The 9,785-nt window shown below is 71.1% G+C and carries 2 protein-coding genes; both read right to left on the bottom strand.

Annotation, left to right across the window (positions count from 1 at the left end):
- Positions 1–6,516: type I polyketide synthase (locus ACZ7LV_RS38830; RefSeq protein WP_471946068.1), on the bottom strand; the 6,516-nt coding region annotated here is incomplete at its 3' end.
- 86 nt (positions 6,517–6,602) lie between these two features.
- Complete coding sequence (locus tag ACZ7LV_RS38825) at positions 6,603–9,725, bottom strand: SDR family NAD(P)-dependent oxidoreductase (protein ID WP_471946067.1); 3,123 nt, start codon at positions 9,723–9,725, stop codon at positions 6,603–6,605.
- Between the last annotated feature and the right edge of the window lie 60 nt (positions 9,726–9,785).

Here is a 9,785-nt window from a genome sequence, read left to right as displayed (position 1 = left end):
CGGCGACGGCTCCCCCACATGCAACGACCGCGGCAACACACCCGCCCGCATCGCCATCACCATCTTGATCACACCCGCCACACCCGCAGCCGCCTGCGTATGACCCACGTTCGACTTGATCGAACCCAGATACAACGGGCGTTCTCCATCCCGCTCCTGGCCATACGTGGCCAACAGCGCCTGCGCCTCGATCGGGTCACCCAACGTGGTGCCCGTCCCGTGCGCCTCGACCGCGTCCACCTCGGCCGGCGTCAGACCCGCGTTCGCCAGCGCCCGACGGATCACCCGCTGCTGCGACGGACCGTTCGGAGCCGTCAGACCATTGCTCGCACCGTCCTGATTGACGGCGGAACCCCGCACGACGGCGAGCACGTGATGCCCGTTCTTCTTCGCGTCGGAGAGACGCTCCAGGAGCAGTACGCCCGCGCCCTCGCCCCAACCCGTCCCGTCCGCGTCGGCGGAGAACGCCTTGCAGCGGCCGTCCGCGGCGAGGCCGCGTTGGAGGCTGAAGTCGATGAACGTCTCGGGGGTGGACATGACGGTCACACCGCCGGCGAGTGCCATCGTGCACTCACCCTGGCGCAGGGCCTGGATCGCCCAGTGGAGGGCGACCAGGGAGGAGGAGCAGGCCGTGTCGACCGTGACGGCCGGGCCCTCGAAGCCGAACGTGTAGGCGACCCGGCCCGACGCGATGCTGCCCGCGCTGCCGTTGCCGAGGTAACCCTCGACCTCCTCCGACGGCTGGGACACGCGGGACCCGTAGTCGTGGTACATGATCCCGGCGAAGACCCCGGTCTGGCTGCCGCGCAGGCTGGTCGGGTCGATGCCCGCCCGCTCGATCGCCTCCCACGACGTCTCCAGCAGCAGCCGCTGCTGCGGATCCATCGCCAGCGCCTCACGCGGCGAGATCCCGAAGAACCCAGGATCGAAGTCCGCCGCGTCATGGAGGAAGCCACCCTGACGCGTGTACGTCCTGCCGGAGAGGCCGGGCAGCGGGTCGTAGATGTCGTCGACGTTCCAGCCGCGATCCTCAGGGAAGAGGCTGACCGCATCCGTGCCATGGGACACGAGCCGCCACAGATCCTCGGGCGTGGTGACGTCGCCGGGGTAGCGGCAGCCCATGCCGACGATGGCGATGGGCTCGTCGTCGATCACCGCGATCGGTGTCGGCTGTGCGGCCGCGGCCGCGTCGACCGCTCCGAGCGTCTTGTCCCGGATCAGTTCGGCGAGGCTTCGGGGGGTCGGGTAGTCGAAGATCATCGTGGCGGGGAGCCGTAGCCCCGTCTCCGCGTTCAGCCGGTTCCGCAACTCCACGGCCGACAGCGAGTCGAAGCCGATGTCGCTGAACGCCCGGCCCGGTTCGATCGCCCCCGCGCCGTCATGTCCCAGCACCGCCGCCACATGCGACCGCACCAGCTCCAGCAACACCTGTTCACGCTCATCGGCGCCCAGCGCCGCGAGCCGCCCCGCCAGTGAGGCCCTGCCCTCGCCGGACCCGGCACCACCGACGGCACGTCGCGCCGGACCGCCCACCACCGAGCGGAACACCGCGGGCACCCCCTCCACCCGCGCCCGCAGCGCCCCGACGTCCAGACGCACCGGCACCACCACCGGGGCGTCCACACCCAGCGCCGCGTCCAGCAACGCCAGCCCCTCCGCCACCGGCAGGCCCAGCACCCCCGACCGGCTCATCCGCGCGACGTCACCCTCTGCGAGCACCGCGCCCATGCCGGTGCCCTCCCACAGCCCCCACACCAGGGAGGTCCCAGGAAGTCCCAGCTCACGACGATGCACCGCCAGCGCGTCCAGGAATACGTTGGCCGCCGCGTAGTTGCCCTGGCCCGCGCCATCGACCGTTCCCGCCAGCGACGAGAACAGTACGAACGCGGAAAGATCCAACTCCCGCGTCAGTTCATGCAGATACCAGGCCGCCTCAGCCTTGGGACCGAGCACTCCGTCCAGCCGCTCCGGTGTCAGCGATCCCAGCACCCCGTCGTCGACCACACCGGCCGTATGCACGACCCCCGACAACTCCGCGCCCAGATCGGCCACCACAGCAGACAGCGCGGCCCGATCGCTCACGTCGCACGCCACGACCTCCACCCGGGCACCCAGCTCAGACAGTTCCGCGACGAGTTCAGCCGCCCCCGGCGCCTTGCCGCCCCGCCGGGACAGCAGTACCAGACGCTCCACCCCATGCGACACCACCAGATGCCGGGCCACCACCGCACCCAGACCACCCGTACCACCCGTCACCAGCACCGCACCGCCACCCCATGACGGCACCCCACCCACCGGGGCAACCCGCGTCAGACGGGGTGCGTAGATCTCGCCCTCGCGCACGGCGATCTCGGCTTCCGGCAGCTCCGGCAGATGGCGCAGGGCTTCCGCCGACGGGACGGATCCGTCGGTGTCGACGAGCAGGAAGCGGCCAGGAGCCTCGGCCTGCGCGGAACGGAGCAGGCCCCGTACGGGCGCCAGGTCGAGGGCGGTGAGCGTCTCGGTATCGGACACGGACACGGCGCCGCGTGTCAGTACGACGAGCCGTGCGCCGTCGAACCTGGGGTCCGCGTTCCAGGCCTGCACGGTAGCCAGAGCCTCGTGCAGGCTGCACCGGAACGCCTGCGGCACAGTGCTCCCGTCGAGCCGGCTGCGGCACGGGAGAACGACCAGGTCCGGGACTCCGGACCCGCCCTCCACGGCGGCGACGAGATCGGCGAACGTGGCGTAGGTCCGCGTCCCCGCGAATGCCGCGAGATCCGCCGTCTCCGGAGTCGGCTCACCGAGCAGAGCCCAGTCGACGTTCCCCGCGGTCGTGTGGGGCGCCGGCGTCACGGACGTCCACTCCACCCGGAACAGCGACCGGTGGTGAGAAGACGCGGCGCTGCTCAGCTGATCGACCGAGACCGGCCGGGTGCTGATCGAATGGACGGTGGCGACAGGCTGTCCGGCGCTGTCGGCCAGGTCGAGGGCGTACTCCTGCTTCCCCTTACGGGCGACACGGACCCGAAGAGCGGACGCGCCGGAGGCGTACAGCGACACCCCTGTCCACGCGAACGGCAGCTGCGTCCCACCACCCGTGCCCTCCGGGCCGTGGTCGTCGAGGTAGCCGGTCGCGTGCAGTGCGGCGTCCAGCAGCGCCGGGTGCAGCCCGAACCGCTGCGCGTCCGCCTGCGCGCCCTCGGGCAGGGTGACCTCCGCGAACACCTCGTCCGCACGACGCCACACGGAGCGCAGACCCTGGAACACCGGCCCGTAACCGTAACCCTGGTCCGCCAACACCTCGTACGCGTCGCTCACGTCGACCGCCTGCGCACCCGACGGCGGCCATACTTCCAGGCCCATGGCGTCGGTGTCGGCACCGCCCGCGACGAACCCGGTGGTGTGTCGTGTCCAGGGGGCCTCGTCGGTGTCCTCGGGCCGCGAGTACACGGCGACCGGACGCTCCCCGGCACCGTTCGCCGTCCCCACGACGACCTGCACCTGTACACCGCCACGCTCGGGCACGACCAACGGCGCCTCCAGCGTCAGCTCCTCCAGCCGGCCACAGCCGACCTGGTCACCCGCACGCACCGCAAGCTCCACGAACGCCGTACCCGGCAACAGCACCACACCCGCGACCGCGTGATCGGCCAGCCACGGATGCGACTTCAAAGACAGCCGCCCCGTCAGCACCGAACCGTCACCACCGGCCAGCCCCACCACCGCACCCACCAGAGGATGATCCGCCGCCGCCTGACCCAGACCCGCCGCATCCGTGACCTCGTGACCGGCTTCCAGCCAGTACCGCTCACGCTGGAAGGCATACGTGGGCAGCTCCACCAGACGCCCACCGGCCGTCAACGGCTCAAAACTCACGCCGATACCACGGACGGAGAGCCGGGCCAGAGCGGTCAGGAACTCCCGCACCTCGTCCCGGTCCCGCCGCATCACCGGCACACACGCCACGTCCGCGCCCTCCGGCAGCACCTCACGGGCCATCCCGCTCAGCACACCGTCCGGACCCAGCTCCACGAACGACGACACACCCGCACCAACCAGCGCCTCCACACCAGAGCCGAAGCGCACCGCCTCCCGCACATGGCGCACCCAGTACTCCGGCACACACAACTCCCGCGCCGACGCCACCGCCCCCGTCACGTTCGACACCACCGCGATCCGCGGAGCCTCGAACGACAGCCCCTCCACCACCGAAGCGAAGTCCGTAAGCATCGGCTCCATCAACGGCGAATGGAAAGCATGACTCACGTCCAGCCGCTTGCACTTGATCCCACGTGCTCGCAGCGCCTCCACCACCGGCGTCACCGCAGTCTCCGCACCCGAAAGCACCACCGCGCGCGGCCCGTTCACCGCCGCGATACCCGCACCCTCCACACCCTCAAGGAGTTCACGCACATCCGCCTCGGCGGCCTGGACCGCCACCATCACGCCACCCTCAGGCAACGCGTCCATCAACCGGCCACGAGCCGCCACCAGCATCGCGGCGTCCTCCAGCGAGAACACCCCCGCTACGTGGGCGGCGGCGATCTCGCCGACCGAGTGGCCCGCCACGAAGTCCGGGCGCACCCCGAACGACTCCACCAGCCGGAACAACGCCACCTCAACCGCAAACAGAGCGGCCTGCGCGTACACCGTCCGCGTCAGCAAGTCCGCCGCAGCACTGCCCGGCTCCGCGAACAGCACCTCACGCAACGGCAGCCCCACACCCTGCAAACCCACATCCAGCAGGTCATACGTCCGCTCCAACGACCGCGCGAACACCGGAAACGCAGCAGCCAGCTCCCGACCCATCCCCACCCGCTGCGCACCCTGCCCCGTGAACAAGAACGCCAGCCGGCCCTCCACCACCCGACCCGACACCACACCAGGCCCCTCCAAACCCGCCGCAAGCACCCCCAGCGCTTCCAGCAACTCCTCACGCGACGAACCCAGCACCACACCCCGATGCTCAAGCCCCGCCCGCGACACCCCCAACGAAAACGCCACATCGATGACCGACGCACCCACACCCCGCTGCTGCGCAGCCAGTCGTTCCGCCTGCGCCCGCAACGCCCCCGCCGACCTGCCCGACACCACCCACGGCACCGGCAACCCAGCCGGCGCCACACCATCCACCGGCGCAGACTCCTCCACCGGCGCCTGCTCCACGATCACATGCGCGTTCGTCCCACTCACACCGAAGGAGGAGACGCCGGCCCGGCGCGGACGACCGGTCTCCGGCCACTCCCGCGCCTCGCTCAACAACTCCACCGCACCCGCCGACCAGTCCACATGCGGCGACGGCTCCCCCACGTGCAATGTCCGCGGCAGGACACCCGCCCGCATCGCCATCACCATCTTGATCACACCCGCCACACCCGCAGCCGCCTGCGTATGACCCAGGTTCGACTTGGACGAACCCAGCCACAACGGCCGCCCCTCCTCACGCCCCTGCCCATAGGTGGCCAGCAGTGCCTGCGCCTCGATCGGGTCACCAAGTGTCGTACCGGTACCGTGCGCCTCGACCGCGTCCACCTCGGCCGCCGTGAGACCCGCGTTCGCCAGCGCCTGACGGATCACCCGCTGCTGCGACGGACCGTTCGGCGCCGTCAGACCATTGCTCGCACCGTCCTGATTCAGCGCCGAACCCCGCACCACCGCCAGCACCTGATGACCGTTGCGCCGGGCATCCGACAGGCGCTCCAGGACAAGGACACCCACGCCCTCGGACCACCCCGTCCCGTCCGCGTCGGCCGAGAACGCCTTGCACCGCCCGTCCGGGGACAGGGCACGCTGACGGCTGAACTCGACGAAGCGCTCAGGCGTCGCCATGACAGTGACGCCGCCGGCCAGTGCCAGGGTGCATTCCCGCTGGCGGAGGGCGTGGGCCGCGGAGTGGAGCGCGACCAGGGAGGAGGAGCAGGCCGTGTCGATCGAGACCGCGGGGCCCTCCAGGCCGAGCACGTAGGAGATGCGCCCGGAGACGATGCTGGAGTGCGTACCGGTGCTGAGGTGGCCCTCGGCCCCGTCGACGGCGGCGCCCTTCTGGATGCCGTAGTCGGAGGACATCACGCCGACGAAGACACCCGTCCTGCTGCCCTTGAGCCGGAGGGGGTCGAGTCCGCTCCCCTCCAGAGCCTCCCAGGACGCCTCCAGCAGCAGTCGCTGCTGCGGATCCATGGCGACCGCCTCGCGCGGCGATATCCCGAACAGTCCGGCGTCGAACCTTTCGGCGCCCTCGATGAAACCGCCCTCACGGGTGTAGCTCGTGCCCGCGTGGTCGGGGTCCGGGTGGTAGAGACCCTCGACGTCCCAGCCGCGCCCTTCGGGGAACCCGCTGATCGCGTCACGGCCGGAGTGGAACAACTCCCAGAGCTGATCGGGGGTTTCGACACCGCCGGGGAAGCGGCAGCTCATACCCACGATCGCGATCGGCTCGCTCGCCCTGCCCTCGACCTCGCGCAGGCGCTCGGTGGTCTCGTGCAGATCGGCGGTGACGCGCTTCAGGTATTCGCGGAGCTTGGCTTCGTTGGCCATGAGTAGTTCACCCGTCCAGGTATGCGAGCGTCCAGGTATGCGAGAACGCGGGAGCGTCGGTGGGGGTCAGCGGGGAGCGGGAGGGATCACGACTTCCCGAAGGTGCTGTCGATGAAGTCGAAGATCTCGTCGTCGCTGGCGGAGTCCAGCTCCACCGCGGCCGCGCCGTGGTCCGGTGTGCGCTGGGCGCTGTTCCAAGCGGTCAGAATGCCGTTGAGGCGTGCGGTGACGGCCGAGTGGAGGTCGGCGTCCAGTTCGGCGGTGGCGTCGGACTCCGCCATCTCCGCCTCGATGTGGGCGAGTTGCTCCAGGAGTCGGACGCCGAGCGGTTCCTCCGCGGGCAGGCCCGGAGCGAGTTCCGTCAGCAGGTACTGGGCGAGCGCCGTGGGAGTCGGGTGGTCGAAGACCAGGGTGGCGGGCAGCCGTAGCCCGGTCGCGGTGTTGAGCCGGTTGCGCAGTTCGACGGCGGTGAGCGAGTCGAAGCCGATCTCCTTGAAGGCCCTGGCAGGCTCGACGGCGTCGGGGCCGCTGTGTCCGAGGACGGCGGCGACCCGTTCGCGTACGAGGTCCAGGACGGTCTCGTTGCGCTCGGCCGGTGAGAGGTCCGCGAGCCGGGTCTCCAGGTCCGTGCCCTGGCTGCCCGTGTCGTCGGCGGCGACCCTGCGGGCCACGGGCGCCCGCACGATTCCCCGGAACAGGTGCGGTACGGGGGACGCGTCCGCGGCGAGCGCCACCGTGTCCAGCCGCATCGGGACCAGCAGTGCCTCGTCGATGCCGAGCGCGTGGTCGAGGACGGCCAGGCCCTCGGCGGCGGCGAATCCCCGGACACCGGCGTCGGCCAGCCGTGCGAGATCGGCGTCGTCGAGGTGCCCGGTCATCTCGCTCCGGTCGTCCCACAGCCCCCAGGCGAGCGACTGTCCGGGCAGACCCGCCGCCCTGCGCCTCTGGGCGAGCGCGTCGAGGAAGACGTTGGCGGCCGCGTAGTTGGCCTGGCCGGCGTCGCCCGACACTCCGGCGGCCGAGGAGTACAGCACGAAGGCCGCGAGATCGAGATCCCGGGTCAACTCGTGCAGATGCCATGCGGCGTCCACCTTCGGCCGCATGACGGCGTCGACGCGCTCGGGCGTCAGGGCCTCGACCACGCCGTCGTCCAGCACGCCCGCCGTGTGGAAGACACCGGTCAGCGGTGCTCCCACGGGAACGGTCGCGAGCAGTGCCGCCACCGCCGTCCGGTCGGAGGTGTCGCAGGCGACGATGCGTACGTCCGCCCCCAGGGCGGTGAGCTCCTCCCGCAGGGACGCGGCACCCGGCGCCTCCTCGCCCCGTCGGCTGACCAACAGCAGGTTGCGCATGCCGTGTTCGGTGATCAGGTGGCGGGCCAGGAGACTGCCCAGGACGCCCGTGCCGCCGGTGAGGAGAACGGTGCCGTCCGGGTTCATCCGCTGGGGGACGGTCAGGGCGATCTTGCCGGTGTGCCGGGCCTGCGACATGTGGCGCAGCGCGGCGGACGCCCGGCGGACGTCCCAGGTGGTCACCGGGAGGGGCCGGAGCACACCCTTGTCGAAGAGGGCGAGCAGTTCGGTGAGGATCTCCTGGATGCGTTGCGGGATGGCCCCCGGGCTGCCGACACCGGTGAAGACGGTGAGGTCGTACGCCTGGTAGGCGACGCCGGGGTGGGCGGCCGCGACCTCTTCGGCCTCCCGGATGTCGGTCTTGCCCATCTCCAGGAAGTGTCCGCCGCGCGGCAGGAGCCGTAGCGAGGCGTCGACGTACTCGTGCGCCAGGGAGTTGAGGACGACATCGACGCCCCGCCCATCCGTGCCGCTCAGGAAGTGGTCCGCGAACTCCAGCGACCTGCTGGACGCCATGTGCGGCGCGTCGAATCCCATCGCGCGAAGCGTCGCCCACTTGCCGGGGCTGGCCGTGCCGAACACCTCGGCGCCGAGATGCCGGGCGAGCTGGACCGCGGCCATGCCGACGCCACCGGTCGCGGCATGCACCAGGACGCGGTCGCCCGGCTTGACCGAGGCCAGGTCGACCAGACCGTAGTACGCGGTGAGGTACACCAGCGGGATGGTCGCCGCCTCGGCGTACGTCCAGGTGCCGGGGATACGTGCCACCATCCGGCGGTCCGCGACGGCGACCGGGCCGAAGGGGCCGTCGAAGACACCCATGACGCGGTCGCCCACCGCCACGCCGGTGACTCCGGGGCCGATGTGCGTCACGACTCCGGCTGCCTCGCCGCCGAGTTGGGTGCCCTGGGCCGACACCATGCCGAGTGCCATGAGGACGTCGCGGAAGTTCACTCCGGCCGCGTGGACGGCTATCCGCACCTGTCCCTCGCGGAGCGGCTCCGCCGTATCAGGGGCCGGGACGACGGTGAGCGCGTCGAGGTTGCCGCCGGGGTCCTTGGCGAGACGCCAGGGAGCGTCGCCGGCGGGAGCCGTCAGCGCGTCGCCGCTGCGGGCCGGCGCGAGCCGGGCAGCCAGTATCTCCCCCTCGCGAACGGCGAGTTGGGGTTCGCCGGACGCGAGCACCCCGAGGATCTCGTCCACCGGTGTCCGCGCCGCGTCCGCGGAACGGTCGGGACCCGCAAGGTCGTCGGCCGGGGCGAGGTCGAGGAGCGCGAACCGGTCGGGGTGCTCCGCCTGCGCGGCACGCACCAGACCCCACACTCCCGCGAGGGCCAGCCCCGGTACGGGCTCGTGGGCATGTACGCCGACAGCGCCGCGCGTCACCCATACCAGGCGGGACGAGGCCCACCGGTCGTCGGACAGCCACGCCTGCACGAGTGCGAGCGCCCGTCCCGTGACGCTTCGCGCCACCTCAGCAAGGTCGGTGCCTGACGCCGAGGAGGATGACGAAAATGCGGCCGCCCAGGCCTCCACATCCACCAGCACCCACTCCGGGACCTCACCACCGGCGTCCGCGAGCACCTTGATCTCCGCCAGATCCGCCATGGTGTCGGCGGCCCCTGCCAGGGTGCTGCCTTCACCCAGAACCAGCCACTCCGGACGCCGGTCCTCGGGGACGGCCACGCCGACGGGGGTCCAGGACAACCGCCACAGCGCGTCATCGGTGACGTCGTGTCCGCCCGCGGCGGCGTTGAGTTGTTCCGGGGTGATGGCGCGGGTGACGAGCGTGTCGACCCGGGCCACCGGCAGCCCCGCCATATCAGCCAGCTCGACCCCGAAACCCTCCTCACCCACCGGCCACAACCGGACCCGCAACGAAGACGCACCCGACGCATACAACGACACACCCGACCA

The sequence above is a fragment of the Streptomyces sp. NPDC107562 genome (genome assembly GCF_055657325.1).
Note: the sequence above shows the minus strand (reverse complement) of the source record. Positions and strands in the feature narration are given on the sequence as shown.